This is a genomic window from Allobosea sp. 05T433 (assembly GCF_056396065.1).
Map to the genome: position 1 here is coordinate 13,548 of NZ_JBFTKS010000027.1, position 21,397 is coordinate 34,944.

The window sequence follows — 21,397 nt, forward strand, 5'->3', positions numbered from 1 at the left end:
GGATCCACTATTCGAGATGCGCGCGTCTACCAGCGTCCTGCACCCGATACTGGTCGAGCTAGCGGCTCGCGCCCTGGACGACGCTGGCGAACAGGACGCCGATGCAGCCGAAGAGCAGCAACAAGCCGACCGTGATGGAGGCGCCCTGCTGGTAGCGGACAAGCAGCCCGCACGCCCCGACCACGGCCAGGATGGCCAGCGCCAGCTTCTCGTCATCGACGAACAGGGCGACGAGTTCGCGAAATATCAGACGCAGCAGGTTCATCGGGTCATCTCCTGGGGTTCGATTTTCTGGGGCTCGATTGTCCGGGGACGACGGGCGACCGGGACCAGGCTGAGCCCGACCGCCAGGAACACGGCGGCAAGAGCCGGGATCGCCAGATCATGCCCGGGCCAGGCGACGCCGAGCCCCTCCCCGGTCCAGTAGACGCCGAAGGCCGACAGCATCACGCCGACGCCGAATTTGAGGGTGTTCTCGGGCACGCGCGACAGCGGCTTGTGAACGGCGAAACCGATGATCAGGACAAGGAGGCAGGCCGCGACCGCCCCCAGCGCCGCCGGCCAGAGCAGCCCGCGCCCGGCGCCGACGGCGATGACGATGAACACGACCTCGACGCCCTCCAGCACCACCGCCTTGAAGGCGGCGAGACCCGCGATCCAGTTGCGCTGCGTCGCGTCCCGGCGCGCTGCCTCGGTCAGGCTCGCCGTCTCCCTGGCGAAGGCGAGCTCCTCGTCATGCAAGGCGATGATGCCCGCGGCCCGAAGGATCGCCTTGCGCAGCCAGCGCAGGCCGAAGAGCAGCAACAGCACGCCGATGACGAGTTGAAGCCCCTGGAGCGGGATGCGGTCGATCACGGGCCCGAGCGCCAGGACGAGAAGGCCGAGAACCCCGAGCCCTGCCACTGTCCCCGTCAGGGCCGGTCGCCAGCCCTGCACCGTTGCGACCGCAAGCACGATGGTGAAGGCTTCGACCACCTCGACGAGCGAGGCGAGGAACGTCGCGGAAATGGCGGGGGCGGCTGTTGCCCATGAGATCATGGCTGTCGCTTTCGTTTCGCAGGCCGCGCAGCAGGATGAGATCTTCGTGCGCGACCGTGGTATGATAGATACGCGATATTCCGTTCAGTATGATTGTAACGACCGTAACATTCAATAGGTTCCGAGAGGTTCGATGTCTGCATTGGAATGGTTGCTGCTGACCTACAAGGTCCCCGCCGAGCCGGCGCGGAAGCGGGTCTCGATCTGGCGCAAGCTCAAGGGGATGGGCGCGGTCTATCTGCAGGGCGGCGTCTGCGTGCTGCCCAAGACCGATGACCATCTGCGGCGCCTAAAGATGCTGGAGAACGAGATCGCCGAGGCCGAGGGCGAAGCGCTGCTGCTGGCGACGGTCGGCCTCGACCAGAAGCAGCAGGACAAGATCATCGCCCGGTTCAATGCCGACCGCGACGACGAGTACAAGGAGTTCATCGAGAAGTGCATCGCCTTCGAGGAGGAGATTGCAGAAGAGACCCGCGTCAAGCACTTCACCTTCGCGGAGCTCGAGGAGAACGAGCAGGAACTGACCAAGTTCAAGACCTGGATCGCCAAGATCCAGAAGCTCGATTTCTACAAGGCCGATCGCGCCGAAGAGGCGGCAGGCCGCCTGATCAAGTCGGAAGCTATTCTCGACGCTTACGCGCATAATGTCTTTTCGGCGCAGGAGGAGAACATGTCTCCCGAGGCGTCGAAGGAGCAGAGCAATTCCAGCAAAACTGCGTAGCGGTCCGGCGTACGAAATCACGTGAAGACAAGGCGATAAGGCATTGCAGGGGATTCCATTTTCACCAACTCTCTAGCGGAGAAGCATCATGACGGCCGCCCCGCGCCATGCCGGCCCGATCCCAGCTTCAGACTGCCTCTGGAGCGGATGGTATGCGTGGCGGCCCGTCTTCCCGAGCGACGACACCGGGCCGTTCTGGCTGGAGACGCTCTGGCATCGGCGCCACCCCGTTACCGGACGCCATGAATATCGAACATTCCGCTCCGAGGCCGAAAAGCTGCGTGAGATGAGCGAGCGGCTGTTCTAAAGCATCGGCCCGAAAAGTGGATTGCGGTTTTCGGGGCAAAGCCTATGCAAACACAAAGGCTTAGATCATCGAACCGGATACGATATCCGGTCCGATGATCTGGTGGATGGTGTCCGCGGCTCGCGGCCGTTCCAGGAGCGTCGGCCCGGCCCCCGGCAGCCTATGGCGGACCCGCACGGGACAGACCAGACGCTCCCGACCACGTTCGAGCTGGATGGAAAGCCAGGCCCTGTCCTGTTACGGCATGGCTAATCTGCAGGAGCGATCCGATCCTGCCGTCGGACGCAGGCAGACAGCATGGTGGTTTCGGAGTTTCATCGCATGGCGGCGCTCGACAACGCCGCGCTGTGCACCGCCATGTGGCGCGCGCACGGCCTTGGCGTGGAGCGTGTCGACGGTTGCGCCGCGTGCTCGGGAACGCCGCCGCGCTTCTACCCCCATCTCGTCACGGTCGACCCAAAAATCGATCCTCAGGTTCAGCTGCACGCCATCGCAAAACGGACAGCGCGGGCGTCTGAGGCCTTCTTCGTCAAGGACAGTTACCGGGCGCTCGCGCTGGACGGTCTCGGCTTCGAGCCGCTGTTCGATGCTCGCTGGATTCATCGGCCCGCCGGCCTGGCCGCGGGACGAACGCGGCTCAGCTGGCGCCCGATCATGGTCGCCGAGGAGTTGGGCGCATGGGAGGCGGCCTGGAGTGGACGTGCAGGCGAGCCGCCGCTTTTCCTGCCGGCATTCCTGACGTCGCCCGGGATCAGGATGCTGGCCGGGCGGGCGGATGGCGCGATCGTGGCCGGGTGCATCGTCACGGAGACGGGCGCCGTGGCCGGTCTCAGCAACGTCTTCGGCGACACCTCGGAGGTGATCAGCGCCACGACAATGACGGTCCCCGGTCGCGACCTCGTGGGCTACGAGAGCGGCGACGCACTGGCAGCCGCACTGGAGGCCGGGTTCCGGACGGTGGGCGACCTCGCGATCTGGAAACGTCCATAGGGCTTAAAGCTTCGGCCCGAAAAGTGGATTGCGGTTTTCGGGGCAAAGCCGACGCAAACACAAAGGGTTAGATCATGGGAGCGGATATGATTTCCGGTCCGATGATCCAAGGGGGCGATCCTTGCCCTCGCGCACCGGTATCTGCGGACACTTGTCTGATCCGCAGGACCGTGGCGGCGAAACGTGACGACGGCAAGGTCGTGTCTGGCCGTCTTTAGCTTCCCGTTCAGAACACCGTGACGTCACGGGTGAAGACCTCGGCAGGGTTCCGACTTTGCCTTGACGGCCGATCGTCCAATACAGTCCCGCACGCCCCACGAGAGTAAGGTCAGCATGAAAGTCAGACCGGCCACATCCGCTGATGCGCAAGGTATGAGCAGCGCCCTGGACGAGATCTTCACTGCGGGCCTGCGCAAGAGCGCTGGTGATCCCCAATGGGTCCTGGCTCACTATATCGAGCAGGAGCAGCGCATCGAATGCTCGGTTGCGGAGGGCGAACTGGGGCGGATTCTCGGGTTCCAGTCTCTGCGCCATACCTCGGCCGACAATCCCTACGGGGTAGCCGAAGGCTGGGGGATCATCGGAACCCATGTCAGCCCCCACGCCGCTCGCCAAGGCGTCGGCTCGGCGCTGTTTCAAGCCACAGTGCAAGCCGCCAGAGCCTTTGGCCTGCAGAATATCGATGCGACCATCGGCRAGGGCAACGCGATGGGCCTGGCCTATTACGAGGCGATGGGCTTTCGGACCTACCGCACGCAAGAGGGTGTCATCTGCAAGGTCTATCGGCTCGATCCCTAGCGCACCCCCCCGCAATCAGACCGGGCGCCAGGCCGAACCGCCCCGACATCGACGAGGGCCGGCTCGCCCCGAGTTCCGACTTCGACGTGAAACGGCTAAGGAGGCCCCTGAGATCAGCAAATCCAGGGAATGCAGGGAATGACAGAGCCCGCCACGATCCTCTTGAGCCAGGTCAATGGCCACGGCGCCTCCACGAGCGGGCAGACCAGCTGCCTCGATCTGACGGACAGCAATGGACGCCGCTTCATCCTTCACATTCCGCGGCTGCTCGAGGGTGATTTCCTGTCGCGGTTCGAAGCGGCAGCCATGCACGCCGCCGAGATGCGCGGCTCCCCGTCGAATGCCGACGTCGTCAACGCCGTGCTCGCCGAACAGACCAGTTTCGTGATGGCCGATGATGGAACCTTGATCCTGAGGACGAAAACCCGCTCCGGCGTCGATATCGATATCAACTTCGACGAGACCACCGTGCGCGGGCTTCGCGCCTTGCTGGACAAGCGGCCATCGCCTCACTGAGAGGGCTGGGGAAACGCCTCGCAGCGGGTTGAAAACAGGCGCTCCCCGATAAAATCGACGAAGACCCGGACCTTCGGCGAGAGGTTGCGGTTGGAGGGCCAGATCAGGCTGAAATGGCCGGGAGCATCGATCCGGTCATCGAGCAGGGTGAGCAGCTCGCCCTTCCCGAGCGGATCGCGCACCAGGAAATCCGGCATGCAGCCGATACCGAGACCGGCGACCGTGGCGCCGCGCAGCGCCTCCATATTGTTGCAGGTCAGGACCGTGCGCGTGCGCAGTTCCGCCTCGCCGGCCACGAGCGTCAGCGGCCAGGCCTGGATCTTGCCGCTGTTGGGATAGCGGAAGCGGATGCCGAGATGCCCGTCGAGGTCGCGCGGGCATTCCGGCTTGCCGTGGCGTTCCAGATAGGACGGTGCGGCGCAGAGCAGCATCTGGAATGGGCGCAGGGTCCGCGCCATCAGGCGCGAATCCGGGAGTTCGCCGCTGCGGATCGCGACATCGACGCCCTCGTCGATCAGATCGACGAGGCGGTCGTTGAAATCGAGATCGACCTCGATCTCGGGATAGCGCGCCATGAACTCCGGCAGGACCGGCAATAGCAGGTGGTAGCTGACGATCGGCGTGCTGACGCGCAGGCGCCCGCGCGGCACGTCCATCGTGCGGGCGAGCATGGCGCGGGCATCGTCGAGATCGTCGAGGATGCGCCGGCAGCGCTCGTGGAAGGCCCGCCCCTCCTCGGTCAGCCGCAGGCTGCGGGTGGAGCGCTGGAACAGCCGGATGCCGAGCTGCTGTTCGAGCCTGGTCACGGCCTTGCCGACCGCCGACGCAGACAGTCCGAGCACGCGCCCGGCCATGACGAAGCTGCCGAGATCGGCGGTCCGGACAAAGGCCATCAGGCCGCTCAGCGAATCCATTCCTGGCTCTCCCGAGACACGAGCATTCGAGCGTTTAATTCCGCCAAGATCGGAATGTGCGGCGCCTTGGCAGGTATTCCATCGAGATTATCCTGTTTCTCGGGAAAGGCGAGCTTTCCCGGGAAAGGCGAGCCCCGGCTGGGTCGCAGCTCCGCCGCCATCGAACAGGGCATTCAATCCATGACGCAAACCACCACGCGGCCGCGCACGGCCGAGCAGGCGCTCGTGCTCCTCTCCGTCTGCCTCGCCGCGGCCGCGATGCCGCTGACCTTTACCGGGCCGGCCGTGGCGCTTCCTGCCATCGGCAAGGCTTTGGGCGGCAGCCCGATCGCGCTCAACTGGGTCACCAACGCCTTCATGCTGACCTTCGGATCGAGCCTGATGGCAGCGGGCGGACTGGCCGATGCCTATGGCCGCAAGCGCGTCTTCCTCATCGGCGTCGGCGCGTTCGCGGTGCTCTCCATGGCGCTGGCCGTTGCACCCGATATCCTGTGGTTCGATCTGGGCCGCGCGGCCCAGGGCGTCGCGGCGGCAGCCGCCTTTTCCGGCGGCATGGCGGCGCTCGCACAGGAATTCGATGGCGCGTCGCGCATCCGCGCCTTCAGCATCGTCGGCACGAGCTTCGGCGTCGGCCTTGCCTTCGGGCCGATCGCTTCGGGCCTGATGATCGACGCTTTCGGCTGGCGCAGCATTTTTGGGCTCGTGATCGTACTGGCGGTGCTCGCTTTGGCGCTGGGCGCGCGCGTCCTGCAGGAATCGCGCGATCCCGACGCCACCGGGCTCGACTGGCCCGGCGCCGCCAGCTTCACGCTGGCCCTGGCGCTCTTCACCTATGGTGTCCTGCTGGCGCCGGAGCGCGGCTGGTCCGAGCCCACCGTGATGAGCCTGCTGGCGGGCTCCGTCCTGCTCTTCATCGCCTTCGTCGTGATCGAGGGCCGTGTCGCTCGGCCGATGCTCGACCTCACCCTGTTCCGCTACCCGCGGTTCGTCGGGGTGCAGTTGCTGGCCGCCGCGCCGGCCTATGCCTTCGTCGTGCTGCTGATCCTGCTGCCCGTGCGCTTCATCGGTATCGAGGGCCTGAGCGAGATCGCCGCCGGCCGGCTGATGATCGCACTGTCTGCGCCGCTGCTGGTCCTGCCGATCGCGGCTGGCCTGCTGACGCGCTGGTTCGCGCCGGCGACGATCTGCGGCGCAGGCTTGCTGATCTGCGCGGCCGGCCTGTTCTGGCTGAGCCGCGTTCCGCTCGGCGGCGAGACGATGGGCATCGCCTTGCCGATGGCGCTGATCGGCATCGGCATCAGCCTGCCCTGGGGGCTGATGGACGGGCTTGCAGTCAGCGTCGTGCCCAAGGAGCGCGCCGGCATGGCGACCGGCATCTTCAGCACCACGCGCGTGGCCGGCGAAGGCGTGGCGCTCGCCGTGGTCAGCGCCGTATTGTCTGCCCTGACGGCCGGCCATCTTGCGGCTGGCGCGACCGCAGCGCATGCGGGTCCGGCCGCCCAACGGCTCGTCACCGGCGACATCGCGAGCGCCGTGGCCGCCTTGCCGCAGATGAGCCGGACCGCGCTCGTCCAGAGCTATGGCGACGCCTTCGCGACATTGCTCGTGATGCTCTGCGCCATCACGGTCGTCACCGCGATCGTCGTCTTCGCCTTCCTCGGGCGCGGCACGGAGCAAAGGGCCGAGCCGGCGGCGGAGGCAGAAGAGCGTCTGCGCACCTCGGAAGCCTGATCGGGCTCACCCGGTCGAGGTCAGGCATCGGCGGCGGGGCATGGGCGTCAAGGCATGTCGGGATCCAGCCGGCAGCGAGGTCGCTCATCCGGTAGCGGCGCCAGATCATCGGACCGGAAATCGTATCCGGTCCGATGATCTAACCCTATGTGTTTGCATCGGTTTTGCCCCGAAAGCCGCAATCCACTTTTCGGGCCGATGCAATAAACCGGGCAGAGCGCGTGTCCCTGCCGTTCGAGGGCACAGCGTGCGATGCCTGCCTGCATGCCACGAGATCGACAACACGGCCGCCGAACGTGAGCGGATCGCCAAGCCTACCCTCAGCGTCGGAACGGCCAACATGGTCGTGTGCACTATGACGGTGCGCCAGCTCCCGCTACGGCTTCCAAAGGACGGCGAGCCGCTTCTCTGATCGTCGATGGCAGCCTCCCTCCCATCTCAGACGTTGCTGGCGGGCCGCCGCCACTTCCGAAATCGAACCCATTGTCGACGTCCGGGACGTCCGCTTTGCGGCAGATCCGCTCAACGATAGACGGCGGGGCCCGCTGGCTCCCTTTCGTGACGCTGCCAACGGCAGTCGGAAGGCTCAGTTGGACGAACTCAAGTGCGATAGCGCAGCGCTTCGATTAGAGCTGCCATGGCAGGCGGTGTTTGTCGCCGGCTTGGATAGTAGAGGAAGAACCCTGGATAGGGCGCGCACCAATCCTTCAGGACACGCATGAGTCGGCCGGAAGCGACGTGGCCCTCGGCTTGCGTTTCAAAGGTCGTGGCCAGCCCATGTCCGTCGAGCGCTGCCTGTAGAATGAGGTCGGCATCGCTGAACACAAGCGAGCCCGCCACGCGCACGGACAGCTCCTGCCCGTCCTTCTCGAATTCCCAGGCATAAAGGCCACCGGAGCCCGTCTGGCGGTAGTTGATGCAGTTGTGCTGCGTCAGATCGTGCGGCGAGACCGGGACAGGGTGTCTTGCGAAGTAGGCTGGCGATCCAACGATCGCCGAGCGCATCTCGGGTCCAATCCGGACCGCGATCATGTCGTTCTCAAGCCGCTCTCCCAGACGCACGCCAGCATCAAAATTCCCGGCGACGATGTCCATCAAGGCCTCGTCTGCCGATATTTCGATCGCAATATCGGGATGCTCGGCCATGAAAGTGCGGAGCTTCGGCAAAAGAACCGATACGGCCGCATGCTTCACCGTGGTGATGCGCAGCGTTCCGGCGGGCTTGTCGCGCAGTTCGCTCAAGCCCGCGATCTCGGCATAAATGTCCGTCAACGCGGGCTTCAACGTCCGCATCAGGCGCCGCCCGGCTTCCGTCGGCGAGACGCTGCGCGTCGTTCGCGCCAGCAACCGGATGCCCAACCTCTCTTCCAACTGCTGGATGGCGTGGCTCAGGGCCGACTGCGACATGTCGAGCTTGGCCGCCGCTCGCGTGAAGCTTCCCGCCTCCGCCACGGCCAGGAAAGCCGCAAGGTCGTTCAGTTCATCGCGCTTCATTGATGCACATCTTCGATAGACCCAAGCGAAGTGTGCAGCCTAATCGAAAGGCGCCGCCTGGGCTACGTATGGCCATCGACACGGCGGCTGATGCCGCCCCGCAAGCCAGAGGACGACCAATGGCCGAATACACCCCTCTCAGCCGCCGCACCTTCCTCGCCGGAGCCGCTGCCGCACAGATCGCCACCTGGTCGAATGCCAGTGCTCAGACGGTCCAGCCCCCAAGGATGATCACGATGAAGACCCGCAAGCTCGCCAATTTGGAAGTCTCGGAGCTTGGCTTCGGCTGCATGAACCAGAGCGGCAATTACAACGGGCCCGTCCCCAAGGACCAAGGCATCAAGACCATCCGCACAGCGTTCGAGAATGGCGTGACATTTTTCGACACGGCTGAGGTGTACGGCCCCTACATCAATGAGGAGCTCGTCGGCGAGGCGCTCCAGCCGTTCCGGGACAAGGTCAAGATCGCGACCAAATTCGGCTTCGCAATCAATGGGACCGTTGCGCTCGATAGCCGGCCGGAGCGCATCAAGCGCGTTGTCGAGGAGTCCCTGAAGCGTCTTCGGACCGATCACATCGATCTGTACTACCAGCACCGCGTCGATCCCGCGGTGCCGATCGAGGACGTCGCCGGCGCCGTGCAGGACCTCATCAAGCAGGGCAAGGTGTTGGGCTTCGGCCTTTCGGAGCCAAGCGCGAAAACCATCCGCCGCGCGCATGCCGTGCAGCCGGTCACGGCTGTTCAGAACGAATATTCGATGTGGACCCGCAACGTAGAGCTGAACGGCATCCTCGACACCTGCAACGAGCTGGGTATCGGCCTTGTGCCGTGGTCGCCCGTGGCGATGGGCTTCCTGACCGGCAAGTACGATCCGAGCACGACGTACGACGAGAAGACGGACTTCCGTGCGGGCTTCCCACGGTTCTCGAAGGAGTTCATGCCCCTCAACATGCCGATCATCGAGTGGCTGAAGGACTACGCAGCCAAGAAGGGCGCGACGCCGTCACAAATCGCGCTCGCCTGGCTTATGGCGAAGAGCCCGAATATCGTCCCGATCCCGGGCACGCGCAGCAAAACCCATCTGCTGGAAAATCTGGGGGCGGGCCGCGTGCAGCTCAGCACCGCCGACGTTCATGCGATCGACACGTCTCTGACCAAGTTCCCGGTCTATGGCGACCGCATGGGCAAGGACCACATGCTCTCGATCGACTATTCGGTGTAGTCGTTCCTGCCTTGGGGGGCGCCGTCCAGGGGCCGCAAGGGCGAAGCCCAGCAGGCGCTTGGCAGCGTAGGGACGCCGTGAAGAAAGTCGTCGACAAGGGCTGAGCCTCCTCGACTTTATACGGAAACGGGCTGCCGGGGGCGGCCCATTTTTCGTTTGGCTTGAGGTTGTGAAAACGCGCCCTCAGCATCGAGATTGGGAGCGCATCATTGTCTGGAGCCCTATGACCGGTTTCGGACAAGGCGCCAACTTCGGCTCGCCTCCCGTCTCAGACGTTGCTGGCGGGCCGCCACCAGTTCCGGAACGCCCCACCCCCGACCCCGGGCATGTCTGCTAACCCGCTACCAAAGGCGTTTGATTGCGAAGCTGTCGAACAATGCTTCGTTCGAAATCAGCACCATGTCCTCGGATTGAGCCTGGGCAATGAGGAGGCGGTCGAACGGATCCTTGTGCGCAATGTTCATCTCGCCGGCCCGCAGCGCGTGGTGGACGGTGACCGCCAGCTCGGCAAAGCCCTGATCTGCGATGATCGCCTCGAAGTCCTGCGCGAGCAGCGCCGCGCGGGGGCACTTGCCAATGCGGAACTTGGTGGCGACCTCCATGGCCGAGGCGGCGCTGACGGCGATGCTGTTGCCCTCGTCCCCAATAGCCTCTCGGGCACGGGGGCTCAGCGCCTCGTCACCTGCCAGCCACCAGATCAGAGCATGGGTATCGAGCAGCAGCCTCACGTGAGATTCCAGCCGCCGAGTTCATTCTCGGGCAGCGGCTCGTCGAAGCGCGCATCGACGGCGATCTTTCCCTTGAGTACCCCAAAGCGCCGCTTGCCGCGTGGTCTGACCGGCACCAGGCGCACCACAGGCACGTTGCCACGGGCAATGACCACATCTGCACCCTCCAGGGCGTCAGCGATCAGTTTGGACAGGTTGGTCTTGGCCTCGTGAACCGAGAACTGGGCCATGAGCATCTCCTTAGCTAAAAATATAGCTAAGGGCCTGCACTGAGCAAGAGCGCTGCCGTTTTCCGGGCTGCTTCAGCCTCCGGTGCACGCGGCTCTCAGCGTGCACAATGTTCCGAGAGGCAAGGCTGAAAGGCCAGTCCAATGATCCCACCGTCTCGTGCCTTCGTCGCATGGCGACGCACGCGGCGTAATGCGCAAGCCTGCCTCTGGAACTTGCGGGCTCGCTGAAGCATAGTTGGCATGGCGTTGCAGGTCCGCCCGCATCGGGCGGCACCGCCCGCCATGCCTGGAAGTGGCTATGGCTCACCCGGTCAAGCTCGTTTCCGTCGCGACGGCTGTTCCGCCCCATGAGTTTCGCCAGCGCGATGTGGCGGCAGCCGCCCATCGGAGCTTTGCCGGCCGCTATCCCGATTTCGAGCAGCTTGCGCGCGTCTTCGAAAATTCGGGCATCAGCCGCCGCTATGCCGTCCGGCCGATCGAGTGGTATCTGCAGCCATTGGGATGGCCCGAGCGCAGCGCCGCCTATGTCGCCGGCGCTTGCGACCTGTTCGTGGATGCAACGACGCAGGCGCTGGGCGCCGCCAGACTACAGGCGTCCGAGATCGATACGATCGTGACGGTCTCGTCGACGGGCATAGCGACCCCCAGCCTCGATGCCCGTGTCGCCGAGAGACTTGGCTTCAGAAGCGACGTCGAACGTGTCCCGGTGTTCGGCCTGGGATGTGCCGGCGGCGTATCGGGTTTCTCGATCGCGTCCCGCCTGGCCGCGTCGCGCCCAGGTTCGACAATCCTGCTCGTGGCTGTCGAGATCTGCACGCTGGCTTTCCGACTCGATGTCTTGACGAAGGCCAACATCGTTGCGACCGCCTTGTTCGGCGATGGCGCGGCAGCCTGCATCCTGCAGGCAGGGCCGGATGGCATCGCCACGGTCGAGATGACCGGGCAGCACATGTGGCCCGACACGCTGGATATCATGGGCTGGACGGTCGATCCCCAGGGCTTTGGCGTGATCTTCGACCGGGCGATCCCGCCCTTCGCGGAGGAGCGGATCAACCCAGCCATTGCAGGGATCCTGGAGCGTGAAGGGCTGTCGCTGTCCGACATCGATCTCTTTGCCTGTCATCCCGGCGGGAAGAAGGTGATCGAGGCCCTGGAAAGCGCGTTTTCACTCGCGCAAGGCGCGCTCGACCACGAACGTGCCGTCCTGTCCGACTATGGCAACATGTCGGCTCCGACCGCCCTCTTCGTCCTCCAGCGTGCGATCGCGGCAGGCCTGCCCTCGCGCACGCTGCTGATGGCGATGGGGCCGGGCTTCACCGTGAGCTGCGCCTCGCTGCGGCAAGGGACATGACACCGGCCATCGTCTTGCTGGCCCTGGTGACGGCCGAGCGGATCGGCGAACTCTGGCTCGCGCATAGAAACACGTCTGCCTTGCTCGCCAAGGGCGCCGTGGAGAAGGCTGCCGGCCACTATCCGCTGATCGTCCTGCTGCACGCAGCCTGGCTGATCGGACTTTGGCTGCTCGGTTGGGCACAAGCGATCCATCTCGGCTGGCTCGCGGCTTTCCTCCTGTTTCAGGGGCTGCGCCTTTGGGTGCTGGTGACGCTCGGCCGGCGTTGGACGACCCGCATCATCGTCGCACCGGGCGAGAGGCTCGTGGCACGGGGCCCTTATCGGTTCGTGTCGCACCCGAACTACATCGTCGTCATTGGCGAGATCGCCGTCCTGCCGCTGTGCCTTGGCCTGCCATGGTTCGCGCTAGTCTTTTCGATCGCCAACGGCCTCGTCCTGACGATCCGCATCCGCGCCGAGAATACTGCGCTTGAAGAGGCTCGCCATGCCGCCACCGGCTGATGCGATCGGCGAAGGGCGCGTCACCGCTGCGACATGGATCGGCTTTGCCGCCATGTGCATCGGCATGTTCATGGCGATCCTCGACGTGCAGGTCGTCGTCACCTCCCTGCCGACGATCCAGAGCGCACTGGACATTTCGCCCGACCAGATGAGCTGGGTCCAGACCGCCTATCTCATCGCCGAGGTCATCGCGATTCCGCTGACGGGTTTCCTGACGCGCTTTCTCTCGATGCGCTGGCTGTTCGTCGTGGCGCTCGCCGTCTTTACCGCAGCCTCCATCGGCTGTGCGGCGAGCCAGTCGTTCCCGGCCCTGATCGCCTGGCGCGTCCTTCAGGGGTTTTCAGGCGGCACTTTGATTCCCGCGGTCTTTTCGGCTGTCTTTTTGCTCTTCCCGCCGAGCAGGCAGGCCATCGCGACGACGTTGGCCGGCGTCTTTGCCGTGCTCGCGCCAACGGTCGGGCCGATCGTCGGCGGCTGGATCACGCAGACCTATTCCTGGCACTGGCTGTTCCTGATCAACGTCATTCCCGGCGTCGTCTCGGCAGCACTAGCCGCTTTCCTCCTGCCACGTGACAAGCCGAGCCTCACCGAAGCGCGCAAGCTCGATGCCCTGTCTCTGGTGATGATGGCGATCGCGCTGGCAGCGATCGAGATCGCATTGAAGGAGGCACCTCAGCGCGGCTGGATCTCGGGCCTGATCCTGGGGCTGATCGCGCTGAGCCTGGCGAGCGGTCTCGGCTTCATCAGGCGGACTTTGCAAGCCGATGCTCCGATCGTCGATCTGAGAAGCTTTGCGGACCGGAATTTCATGATCGGCAGCATCCTCAGCTTTGTCCTCGGCATCGGGCTGTTTGGATCGGTCTATCTGATGCCGGTCTTCCTGGCCTTCGTGCGCGATCACAATGCGCTCGAGATCGGCGAGATCATGCTGGTGACCGGCGCCGCCCAACTTGCCATCGCGCCGGTCGCCGTTGCCCTGGAGCGTCGTGTCGATGTCCGCCTGTTGACCGGCATCGGCTTTACCCTCTTCGCCCTCGGCCTGGGACTGAGTGCCTTTCAGACCCCGCAGACCGACTATGACGCGATGTTCTGGCCGCAGGTGGTCCGTGGCCTGGCCATCATGTTTTGCCTTCTGCCACCGACGCGCCTCGCATTGGGACAGCTTCCCCCGATGCGCGTTCCCGACGCCAGCGGCCTGTTCAACCTGATGCGAAACCTGGGCGGTGCGATCGGTCTCGCCCTGATCGACACCGTGATCTACAGCCGCTCGCCCGTGCACGGCACGGCGATCATGGAGCGGCTGCAAAGAGGCGATGTCGAGACGGCGAAGTTCATCGGCGTGCCCCTCGAACTCATGGCGATGCGGCCGCCCGGGCCGCTCGACGCCCAGGCCCAGGCGCTGCTTCAGCCACTGGTCGAGAAGGCAGCCCTGGTCCTGTCGATCAACGAGGCCTGGGGACTGGTTGCCGTCCTCACGATCGCAGCCATGGCGTTCGTTCCCTTCGCCAGGAAGGTGCCGATCGGCGATCAGGTTCGCGTCTGAGCGGCCTGGCGCCGCACCATGCGAAAGGCATAGTGCCGCCCCCCGTCACTTCACCGGCTCGGAAGGGCTGCCAAACCGCGGGGCCGCACCACTCATGCCCTGGCCGTGAGCACGTCTCGCGCGGCGGTCGCCTGTCCTTGCGCGACCGTGATGCGATCGCTATCTTTGATCTCAATGAGATCATTGGAGGCACATCGATGGCGGGAAACCTCCATGTCCGCAATCTGGACGACGACCTGATACTAAAACTGAAAATGCGCGCCGCTCGACACGGCCGCTCGGCGGAAGCCGAGCATCGAGAAATCCTGCGTCAGGTTCTGCAAAACGAAACGGAGCCTGATTTCGACAGCTTGGCAGCCAGCCTGAGGAGGCTGACCGCGTCCCGCAAGCAGACACCCTCCGAAGAGCTCATGCGCGAGGGCCGAGACGAACGCTAATGGAGACGGTGATCGTCGATGCCAGCGTCGCGATAAAATGGGTCGTCGAAGAAGAAGGCTCCCAAGCCGCCGTCGATCTGCGCTCGCGCTTCCGTTTCGCGTCTCCGGAGCTTCTCATCCCGGAATGCGCGAACATCCTTTGGAAGAAAACAGCGCGCGGCGAACTTGAACGCGAAGAAGCCATCCTTGCGGCAAGGCTTCTTGAACGCTCCGGGGTCGCGTTTCTCTCGATGGCTGGTTTGCTGGAACGGGCAGCGAGTCTTGCAATCGAGATTTCGCATCCCGCCTACGACTGCACCTACCTGGCAGCAGCAGTCCAGACGGGTGCGGCTTTCGTGACAGCGGATGACAGGTTCCTGCGCATCATTGCCCAGCGCGCATCGCGAGAGCTCGCAAGCTCATGCCATTCGCTGGCGGATATGGCCGCCAGACCTGCCCCCGATCGGAGCAAGCGATAGGTCGGTGCAGTGTTCCGCCGGAGCCAGCCAGCGGAACTCGGCCTGCGCCCGCCCGCCCCGTGGAACGCCGCAGCCACGGCACTCCTGGCGGTGCGACAGCGGGCGAAAGCCCTCAGAGCAGGAGCCTTCAGAGCAGAAGCGTGCCGTTCACGGTGGTGACGCAGGCGCCGCCGACCTGGACCTTGCCGCCCGCATCCACCGAGATGGCGATCGTGCCGTCGCGCCCGACGCAGCGGCCCTGGGCCGCCTCGTAGCGCGTGCCCCCAGCGGGCAAGAGCCCGCGCGCCGCCCGGAAGACCGCAACGCTGCCATTGCCGCTGCCGCAGACCGGGTCCTCGTTCACCCCGCAGGAGGGCGCGAAGGACCGGACCTCGATCTCGGGGCCGCCGCCCTCGCGCCTGGCGAAGACCGTGATGCCGGTCACGCCCAGGCGGCGCTCGAAGGCAGCCGAGCGCGCGAAATCGGGTTTCAGCGCCAGCAGCGCCTCTGCGCCGTCGATCTCGGCGATGAGCCAGACCGCGCCGACATTGACGATGGCCGGGCTCGCCTCGCGCAGGATCTCATGGCCGAGGATGGCCTCCAGTTCGACGAGTTCAGCCGTCGGCAGGGTCGTGACGGTCGCCGGCGGCAGGGCAAGGGTCAGCCGGCGCGCCGCGCCCTCCCCTTCGACCGTGATCGCGACGAGACCGACCCCGCATTCCTGCACCAGCCTGCCGCCGCGCGGGGCAACGAGCCCGGCCTCGATCACCGCATGGGCGCTGCCGAGCGTCGGGTGACCTGCAAAGGGCAACTCGCTGCCGGGCGTAAAAATCCGCAGCCGGTAATCGGCGTCACTGCGTGTCGGCGGCAGCACGAAGGTGGTCTCGGACAGATTGGTCCACTGCGCGATCGCCTGCATCGCAGCGTCGCTCAGCCCCGCACCATCGAGAATGACCGCCACCGGATTGCCGAGCAGCGGCTTGGCGGAAAACGCATCGACGACCTTATAGGCCCGGGCCATGGCATGTCCTCGCATCGAGACGGCAGGATTGGGATAGCCGATCGGCAAGGGACTGGCGAGGTCCGCGACATGCGAGCGACATCCTCCACGGCGTCGAGCAGCCCCCCGTCAAGCTCAAGCGGGGATGAGCGCTCCGACCTCGCGATCCGTGGCGCGGTCGCTCGCCGCGAGACCTGCCGCGACATTGGCGCGGTCGGCCGGGCTGCGGTTCTGGCTGAGCTTGCGCTTGCCCTCCAGCCGGGTGATCGGCAGGCGCAGGCCGATGATGCCGCGCAGCTGCGCCTGCACGAAATCGGGCGGGGCCTCGGACACCGTCCAGGGCTTGGCGCGCTCGCCCTCGTGCAGGTTGGTCAGGCGGGTCACGACGTCGAGAAGGCGCGTCGCGTCGTCGAAGAACTCGATCGGGCCATAGGCATGGACCGCGACATAGTTCCAGGTCGGCACGACCTTCCCGGTCTCCTGTTTGGTCTCGTACCAGGAGGGCGTAACATAGGCGTCCGGGCCCATGAAGATCGCGAGCGCCTCGCCCAGCGCTGTGGTCCGGCCCTGCGGGTTGGCCTTGGCGAGATGGCCGTAGAGCACGCCATGCTCGCCCTCGTTCTCCTCGAGGAAGAGCGGCAAGGGCGTCGCCAGCACGCCATCGACGGTGCCGGTAACCAGAGTGGCGAGCCTGGAGGCGCGGATCGTCGCCCGCAGGCTGTCCCTGTCATCGTCACGGAAGGCTGGCGGGGTATACATTTCTGGAACTCCTTGTGCTGCGAAGAGAGATGCGCCCAACCTGGCTTTCTGGAAACGGCCAGTTTCGAAGGTTTGATGTGGTCCAGTTCACTGACGGCGTCGCGCGCCGGATCATCGCGGCAATCAAGGAGCAGATCCATGCCGGCGCCTATCAGCCTGGCGACCGCCTGCCGTCGACCCGGACCTTTGCTGCCGAATGGGGCGCGTCCCGCACGACGGTGACACTCGCCTATGGCCAGCTGATCGCCGAGGGCTACCTGCTCAGTCGGGCCGGCGCGCGGCCGATCGTGGCCAAGGGGCTTGGCGCGGCAGCGCCGGTGCCGGCGCGGCTCTCCGCACCTCGGCATCTTTCGGATTTCGCACAGCGATTGCTCGCCCTGCCCCGGCCGGCCGCGACGCAGCCGGCCTCGATCGCGGATTTCCGCTATGGCGATCTCTCCGGCGCCGATTTTCCCGTGCTCGCCTGGCGCCGCGCCCTGAACAGGGTCAGCCTGCGACGCAGCCGGCGGCTGCGCTATGGCGATCCGCAAGGAGCGCCTGCGCTTCGCGGTGCGCTGCAGGGCTATCTCTGGCGGGCCCGCGGCATCACCTGCTCGGCCGAGCAGATCATCATCGTCAACGGCTCGCAGCAGGGGCTCGATCTCTGCGCGCGACTGCTGCTCGATCCCGGCGACGCCTTCGTGATCGAGAACCCCGGCTATCTGCTCGCCCGCCACGCCTTCGCGGCCGCCGGCGGCATCGCCCGCCCGGTTCCGGTCGACCGGGATGGGCTCGTGACCGATGCCCTGCCCCCGGCTCGGCTCGCCTATGTCACGCCCTCGCACCAGTTTCCGCTCGGCAGCGTTCTCTCGGCGACGCGCAGGCGCGCGCTGCTGGCCTGGGCTGCAAACAGCGGCGCCACGATCATCGAGGATGATTATGACGGCGAGTATCGGCATGACGTCGCGCCGATCCCGCCCTTGCAGGCGCTCGAGCCCGACGCGGTGATCTATGCCGGGACATTCTCCAAGACGCTCTCGCCGGCGCTGCGCCTCGGCTATCTCGTCGTCCCGCCGTCGCTTACCCCCCCCTTTGTCGAGGCGAAGCGCCTGACCGACCGGCACACGCCTCTCCTGGAGCAGGAGGCGCTGGCCGATCTCCTGAGCGAGGGCGCCTATGAGCGCCATGTCCGGAGCATCCGCCGGAGCAATGCCGAGCGACGGGCCGTGCTGCTCCAGGCCCTGGCCGAGGAGCTTGGGCCGATCGTGACCATCGAAGGCGCCGATACCGGCCTGCATGTCGTCGCCTGGCTCACGGATGTCGCGGCCGAGCGCGAGTCCGGGATCGTCGCGGCCGCACGCGCCGCCGGCGTCGGGCTCTATCCGGTCTCGCCGCTCTATGATCCAGCCGGGCCCCGGCCCCACGAAGCCGGGTTCATTCTCGGCTATGCCGGCCTCGACCTCGACGCCGTGAAGAAGGGCATCACGCTGCTGGCGCCTCTCCTGGCCGGACAGCGCTGAGACGCGGGACCGGCGAGCGCGCCCGGCAAGGCCGCCAGGCCCGCTCCGGACCTCGCCCAGCCGGACCGGATGTCAGGTATCACGCGAATCAGGCCATCCAAGCCATTGCCAGGATGAGACTTTCCAGATCTGATCAGCCTCTGCCTCATCGCCCTTGCCGGCCAGGCGACACGATCGGCCTCAGTGGTCGTTCCAGTACTGCGTCATGCACCAATAGGTGAAGGCCGAGGTCCAGCCGATCACCACCAGCCCCGCCAGCCCCTCGACGCCGATGAAAATCCGCAAGGGGCCGAAGGGCAGCGCGTTGCTGCTGCCGAGCGAGGCGTAGGATTCAAAGGAGACATAGAGCGATTGCTGGAACGACACGGGAATGCCGATCCCGAACACCTCTTCATTCACGGCAACGGAGAGCAGCCAAAGCAACAGCGCAAAAATCAGGATCTGAATGAGATGACTGACCATGCTTCCGGCAACAACGAAGACAATTCTCTGCCTTGGCGCGACGGAAAGATGCGCCGCGCTGCCCGATATCAAACGCAGGAACTCGTAATGGACAAGTATACACCCGATGGCGCAGACGGCCGCTGCTAACGAGAACAAGTACATAGCGATGTCCTGACCTGGCACGTACGCTTGCGCATCGGGTTGTGTTGACCAAATGCGGCTCCAGCGTGACCTCCCGGCGGCGGTGTTCAAGCATCGGCAGGCGCGATGGATTGCAGCTCTTGGGAAAGCCGATGCAATCACAGCCGCTTAGATCATCGCAGCGGATACCGAATTGGGTCCGATGAGTGAAGCCTTGAGCCGTTATGTCGCTTCAACTTAGCGAGAGCAGCTGCGCGCTTGGGACTGCTCTACGTCCCGGCTCCCGAGCCGGGACTGGCGCGCCGCTGCCGGTAGAGCCGGACGCTCGCCAGCCATGCCAGGCCGGCGGCGATGGCGAAACAGGCCGGAACCCAGAAGGCCGCATTCCCGATCTCGGCTTCGGAGACGGCCGAGGCAAAGCCGCTGGCATTCGCGACCACGCCCGCCAACGCCGCGCCAAGGGCCAGCCCGGTCTGCTGCATAGTCGGGACGGCGGAGGCGGCCGCCGCCTCGTCTCCCGGCTTCGCGCCGTTCATGATCGTCGGGCCGACAAAGGGCCAAGCCTGCCCGATCCCGATGCCGAGCACGACGACGGCGAGGATCAGGGCGTAGCTCGGCGCCGGGCTCTGCAGGAGCAGGCCCAGCGCGATCAGGCCGCCGGCCATGAGAACCGGGCCCGAGAGCAGCAGGCGCCTCGGCCAGGGACCGGTCAAGCCGGAGACCAGCACGGACGCGATCGTCCAGGCCAGCGACCCGCTAGCAACCATGAACCCGGCCTCGAGCGGATCGAGGCCGCGGAGCCTTTGCAGGAAAATGGGCAGATAGATGTGCAGCGGGCTGAAGGCGATGCAGAGCAACAGGATGAGCCAGAGGCCGATGCCGGTCTCGGTCCTGAACGAGAACGCATCGCTCGGCAGCAGGCGCACCGGTGCTTCGCGGTCGAACCGCAGCATCAGGGCGAGCGCCGCGACCGCCACAAGGATGAGGCCTGCCTTGGCGCTGCCCGCCTGGACGAGCGATGCCGACGACATCGCCGTGATGGCCAGGCAGATCAGTCCGATCCGACCGGCAGGAAGGCGCGACGCGTCGGAGCGCTCTGCCGATCGGTTCCCAGGCAGCACGAGCGCGGCAGCCACCGCCAGGATGATCGAGAGGATCACCGTCACGATGAGGGCGCCGCGCCAATGTCCGGCGCGTGCGAACAGGCCGCCAATGAGCGGCCCGGCAAAGACGGAAATCGTCCAGCTCGTCGCCATCAGCGCGATGACCCGCGGCCAGAGCCTTGGCGGGAAGATCGCCCGGACCGCGGTATAGGCCGCCCCGACTTCGAGACCGCCGCCGAAACCCTGGACAAGGCGCGCGGCGATGACCCATTTCATGCTCGCCGCGAACGAACAGACCAGCGCGCCCAGGCCGAAGATCACCACCCCGACGCATAAGGTGTCCCGGACGCCGTATCGGGTCGTCAGCAGGCCAGCCCCGCTGGCCGCCACGATCGAGGCGCCGACATAGGCGGTCGCGGGCAGGCTCAGCATGCCGGCGCCGCCGAGTTCGGCGGCGATCGAAGGCAGCACCGTGGTCAGCAGCAGGGAGTTCATCGACTGCAGCAGCACGCCGCTCATCAGGATCGCGAGCGTCGGCAGCCATGCCCAGTCCAGAAGATCCCGCCATTGCGTGGCAGACGCGTCCCGATCCATGTCCGTCTGTCCCCGCCTGCGGCGCGCCACGCCTTGCATCGACTCGCAAGGTGATTTAATTTAGAAACCAATTGCTATCTAAATTGAGAGCCATGAGTCAAGACAACGACAGCCAAGGCCAGGGCGACGAGCGCAGCCGGGAGCGGATGCTGTTCCATCTGAAGACGCGCGGCGCGCAGATGGCTGCGGCGATCGCGGCGCGGCTCGACATGACCCCGGCGGGCGCAAGGCAGCATCTGCTCAAGCTCGAAGCCGACGGCCTGGTGACGAGCCATGACCGGCAGGAAGGGCGTGGCCGGCCGAAGAAATACTGGGAGCTCTCGCGGCAGGGACATGACCGGTTCCCCGACCGTCACTCCGACCTGACGCTCGACCTGCTGCAGTCCGTCCGGACTGTCTTTGGCGAGCCCGGGCTGCAGCAGCTGATCGCTCACCGCGAACAGGCCTGCCTGTCCGCCTATCGCGCGCATGTCGGTGACGGCGGCCCACTTCGGCGCAAACTGGCCGCGCTCGCCGAAATCCGCAGCCGCGAAGGCTATATGGCCGGGATTGCCGAGGAGGAGCCCGGCCGCTTCCTGTTCATCGAGAACCATTGCCCGATCTGCGCGGCGGCGACCGCCTGCCAGGGCCTGTGCCGTTCGGAGCTGGCGATCTTCCGCGCCGTTCTCGGGCCAGATGTCGAGGTCGAGCGCATCGAGCATATCCCGGCGGGTGCGCGCCGCTGCGCCTATCGGGTCCGTTCGCTCCCGGCCTGAATCCGCTGGGGCGCCCAATCGAGACAAGCCGGCACTCCTCTTGCGGCGGCCATTGCCCCAAATGACTGAGGCATCCGATTGCGTCCGGTCGAACGGCCGCGCTCACGCCCGTAGCAGCGCTGGCATTCGCCCTCTGCAGGA

General features: G+C 65.6%; 24 protein-coding genes. 14 read left to right on the forward strand and 10 right to left on the reverse strand.

Features of this window, described 5'->3' with window-relative positions:
- Positions 1–58 precede the first annotated feature (58 nt).
- Positions 59–265 (reverse strand): hypothetical protein, encoded by a 207-nt coding sequence (locus AC1DGP_RS27820; protein WP_476832747.1) that lies wholly within the window; start codon positions 263–265, stop codon positions 59–61.
- Positions 262–1,038, reverse strand: coding sequence for a COG4280 domain-containing protein (locus tag AC1DGP_RS27825; protein WP_476776727.1), 777 nt, complete (start codon positions 1,036–1,038; stop codon positions 262–264). The genes AC1DGP_RS27820 and AC1DGP_RS27825 overlap by 4 nt, the downstream gene beginning before the upstream one ends.
- A gap of 133 nt (positions 1,039–1,171) precedes the next feature.
- On the opposite strand from AC1DGP_RS27825, the gene AC1DGP_RS27830 reads away from it, so the two are divergent.
- From AC1DGP_RS27830 to AC1DGP_RS27850, 5 genes are all read left to right on the forward strand, one after another.
- Entirely contained in the window at positions 1,172–1,759 is a 588-nt protein-coding gene (locus AC1DGP_RS27830; protein WP_441493397.1) for a Chromate resistance protein ChrB, read from the forward strand.
- 88 nt (positions 1,760–1,847) lie between these two features.
- Positions 1,848–2,066, forward strand: a complete 219-nt coding sequence (locus AC1DGP_RS27835) for a hypothetical protein (RefSeq protein ID WP_441493396.1) — start codon at positions 1,848–1,850, stop codon at positions 2,064–2,066.
- 321 nt (positions 2,067–2,387) lie between these two features.
- Complete coding sequence (locus AC1DGP_RS27840; RefSeq protein ID WP_476770763.1) at positions 2,388–3,056, forward strand: hypothetical protein; 669 nt, start codon at positions 2,388–2,390, stop codon at positions 3,054–3,056.
- Positions 3,057–3,428: 372 nt separating this feature from the next.
- Positions 3,429–3,854: an N-acetyltransferase family protein gene (locus tag AC1DGP_RS27845; protein WP_476832748.1), complete on the forward strand. Its 426-nt coding sequence runs from the start codon at positions 3,429–3,431 to the stop codon at positions 3,852–3,854.
- A gap of 138 nt (positions 3,855–3,992) precedes the next feature.
- Positions 3,993–4,370 carry a hypothetical protein gene (locus AC1DGP_RS27850; RefSeq protein ID WP_441507553.1) on the forward strand — a complete coding sequence of 126 codons (378 nt, stop codon included), beginning with the start codon at positions 3,993–3,995 and terminating at the stop codon, positions 4,368–4,370.
- Here AC1DGP_RS27850 and AC1DGP_RS27855 read toward each other — a convergent pair.
- On the reverse strand, positions 4,364–5,284 hold the full coding sequence (locus AC1DGP_RS27855; RefSeq protein WP_476770760.1) for a LysR family transcriptional regulator: 921 nt from the start codon (positions 5,282–5,284) through the stop codon (positions 4,364–4,366). The genes AC1DGP_RS27850 and AC1DGP_RS27855 overlap by 7 nt on opposite strands.
- A gap of 180 nt (positions 5,285–5,464) precedes the next feature.
- On the opposite strand from AC1DGP_RS27855, the gene AC1DGP_RS27860 reads away from it, so the two are divergent.
- Positions 5,465–7,015: an MFS transporter gene (locus AC1DGP_RS27860; RefSeq protein ID WP_476832749.1), complete on the forward strand. Its 1,551-nt coding sequence runs from the start codon at positions 5,465–5,467 to the stop codon at positions 7,013–7,015.
- 600 nt (positions 7,016–7,615) lie between these two features.
- Here the strand turns inward: AC1DGP_RS27860 and AC1DGP_RS27865 are convergent.
- Positions 7,616–8,509 carry a LysR family transcriptional regulator gene (locus AC1DGP_RS27865; RefSeq protein WP_441507556.1) on the reverse strand — a complete coding sequence of 298 codons (894 nt, stop codon included), beginning with the start codon at positions 8,507–8,509 and terminating at the stop codon, positions 7,616–7,618.
- 236 nt (positions 8,510–8,745) lie between these two features.
- On the opposite strand from AC1DGP_RS27865, the gene AC1DGP_RS27870 reads away from it, so the two are divergent.
- The gene (locus AC1DGP_RS27870) at positions 8,746–9,732 is read left to right on the forward strand and encodes an aldo/keto reductase (protein ID WP_476832760.1); all 987 of its coding nucleotides are present in this window, start codon (positions 8,746–8,748) and stop codon (positions 9,730–9,732) included.
- Positions 9,733–10,073: 341 nt separating this feature from the next.
- On the opposite strand, the gene AC1DGP_RS27875 is transcribed toward AC1DGP_RS27870, so the two are convergent.
- Complete coding sequence (locus tag AC1DGP_RS27875; protein ID WP_441507557.1) at positions 10,074–10,460, reverse strand: type II toxin-antitoxin system VapC family toxin; 387 nt, start codon at positions 10,458–10,460, stop codon at positions 10,074–10,076.
- Positions 10,457–10,690 (reverse strand): type II toxin-antitoxin system Phd/YefM family antitoxin, encoded by a 234-nt coding sequence (locus AC1DGP_RS27880; protein WP_476769268.1) that lies wholly within the window; start codon positions 10,688–10,690, stop codon positions 10,457–10,459. Before AC1DGP_RS27880 ends, AC1DGP_RS27875 begins: the two co-directional genes overlap by 4 nt.
- Positions 10,691–10,988: 298 nt before the next feature.
- Here AC1DGP_RS27880 and AC1DGP_RS27885 point away from each other — a divergent pair, with 298 nt between their 5' ends.
- The 5 genes from AC1DGP_RS27885 to AC1DGP_RS27905 all read left to right on the forward strand — a co-directional run bounded on the left by AC1DGP_RS27885 (position 10,989) and on the right by AC1DGP_RS27905 (position 14,982).
- A complete protein-coding gene (locus AC1DGP_RS27885) occupies positions 10,989–12,041 on the forward strand; it encodes a type III polyketide synthase (RefSeq protein ID WP_441493384.1) in 1,053 nt (350 codons plus the stop codon).
- Positions 12,038–12,544 (forward strand): isoprenylcysteine carboxyl methyltransferase family protein, encoded by a 507-nt coding sequence (locus AC1DGP_RS27890; RefSeq protein ID WP_441507559.1) that lies wholly within the window; start codon positions 12,038–12,040, stop codon positions 12,542–12,544. The genes AC1DGP_RS27885 and AC1DGP_RS27890 overlap by 4 nt, the downstream gene beginning before the upstream one ends.
- The gene (locus AC1DGP_RS27895) at positions 12,528–14,087 is read left to right on the forward strand and encodes a DHA2 family efflux MFS transporter permease subunit (protein WP_441507560.1); all 1,560 of its coding nucleotides are present in this window, start codon (positions 12,528–12,530) and stop codon (positions 14,085–14,087) included. The genes AC1DGP_RS27890 and AC1DGP_RS27895 overlap by 17 nt, the downstream gene beginning before the upstream one ends.
- 137 nt (positions 14,088–14,224) lie before the next feature.
- On the forward strand, positions 14,225–14,524 hold the full coding sequence (locus AC1DGP_RS27900; protein ID WP_441507561.1) for a FitA-like ribbon-helix-helix domain-containing protein: 300 nt from the start codon (positions 14,225–14,227) through the stop codon (positions 14,522–14,524).
- A complete protein-coding gene (locus AC1DGP_RS27905) occupies positions 14,524–14,982 on the forward strand; it encodes a type II toxin-antitoxin system VapC family toxin (protein ID WP_441507562.1) in 459 nt (152 codons plus the stop codon). Before AC1DGP_RS27900 ends, AC1DGP_RS27905 begins: the two co-directional genes overlap by 1 nt.
- Positions 14,983–15,109: 127 nt before the next feature.
- Here AC1DGP_RS27905 and AC1DGP_RS27910 read toward each other — a convergent pair whose 3' ends face one another.
- Both AC1DGP_RS27910 and AC1DGP_RS27915 read right to left on the reverse strand, forming a co-directional pair.
- Positions 15,110–15,982: a PhzF family phenazine biosynthesis protein gene (locus tag AC1DGP_RS27910; RefSeq protein WP_476769266.1), complete on the reverse strand. Its 873-nt coding sequence runs from the start codon at positions 15,980–15,982 to the stop codon at positions 15,110–15,112.
- A gap of 114 nt (positions 15,983–16,096) precedes the next feature.
- A complete protein-coding gene (locus tag AC1DGP_RS27915; protein ID WP_441507564.1) occupies positions 16,097–16,720 on the reverse strand; it encodes an FMN-binding negative transcriptional regulator in 624 nt (207 codons plus the stop codon).
- Between the two features lie 77 nt (positions 16,721–16,797).
- Here AC1DGP_RS27915 and pdxR point away from each other — a divergent pair, with 77 nt between their 5' ends.
- Positions 16,798–18,219, forward strand: coding sequence for a MocR-like pyridoxine biosynthesis transcription factor PdxR (gene pdxR, locus AC1DGP_RS27920; protein ID WP_441507565.1), 1,422 nt, complete (start codon positions 16,798–16,800; stop codon positions 18,217–18,219).
- Between the two features lie 180 nt (positions 18,220–18,399).
- On the opposite strand, the gene AC1DGP_RS27925 is transcribed toward pdxR, so the two are convergent.
- A complete protein-coding gene (locus AC1DGP_RS27925; protein WP_476832750.1) occupies positions 18,400–18,915 on the reverse strand; it encodes a two pore domain potassium channel family protein in 516 nt (171 codons plus the stop codon).
- 158 nt (positions 18,916–19,073) lie between these two features.
- Positions 19,074–20,501: an MFS transporter gene (locus AC1DGP_RS27930; protein ID WP_441507567.1), complete on the reverse strand. Its 1,428-nt coding sequence runs from the start codon at positions 20,499–20,501 to the stop codon at positions 19,074–19,076.
- 92 nt (positions 20,502–20,593) lie between these two features.
- Here AC1DGP_RS27930 and AC1DGP_RS27935 point away from each other — a divergent pair, with 92 nt between their 5' ends.
- Positions 20,594–21,256: a helix-turn-helix transcriptional regulator gene (locus AC1DGP_RS27935; protein WP_441507568.1), complete on the forward strand. Its 663-nt coding sequence runs from the start codon at positions 20,594–20,596 to the stop codon at positions 21,254–21,256.
- The last annotated feature ends 141 nt before the right edge of the window (positions 21,257–21,397 follow it).